Here is a 545-nt window from a genome sequence, read left to right as displayed (position 1 = left end):
GGCGGTGATGACGTCACCGGCGTCGGTCGCGGCGCGGTACTCCATGCCGGTGCCGACCAGCGGCGACTCGCTCTTGAGCAGCGGCACCGACTGGCGCTGCATGTTGGAGCCCATGAGCGCGCGGTTGGCGTCGTCGTGCTCCAGGAACGGGATCATCGCGGTCGCGACGGACACCATCTGGCGCGCCGACACGTCCATGTAGCCGACCTCGTTGGCCCGCACGGACTCGAACTCCCCGCCCTTACGGCGGACGAGCACGCGGTCCTCGAGGAACGTGCCATCGGCGGCGATCGGCGTGTTCGCCTGCGCGATGACGTAGCGGTCCTCCTCGTCGGCGGTGAGGTAGTGGACCTCCTCGGTGACCCGTCCGTCGACGACCTTGCGGTACGGCGTCTCGACGAAGCCGAAGGAGTTGACCCGGCCGAAGGAGGCGAGCGAGCCGATCAGACCGATGTTCGGGCCTTCGGGCGTCTCGATCGGGCACATGCGGCCGTAGTGCGACGGGTGGACGTCACGGACCTCGAAGCCGGCCCGCTCACGGGACA

1 protein-coding gene is annotated in these 545 nt (G+C 69.2%); it reads right to left on the bottom strand.

Annotated features, from left to right (window positions below; all coding sequences use genetic code 11):
• Window positions 1-545: RNA polymerDNA-directed RNA polymerase subunit B (locus PKF00_RS44245; protein WP_498073067.1), on the bottom strand; the 545-nt coding region annotated here is incomplete at both ends.

The sequence above is a fragment of the Streptosporangium carneum genome (assembly GCF_027922005.1).
GTDB lineage: Bacteria > Actinomycetota > Actinomycetes > Streptosporangiales > Streptosporangiaceae > Streptosporangium > Streptosporangium carneum.
The sequence above is the reverse complement of the archived record's forward strand: the minus strand, read 5'-3'. Positions and strand labels throughout refer to the sequence as shown.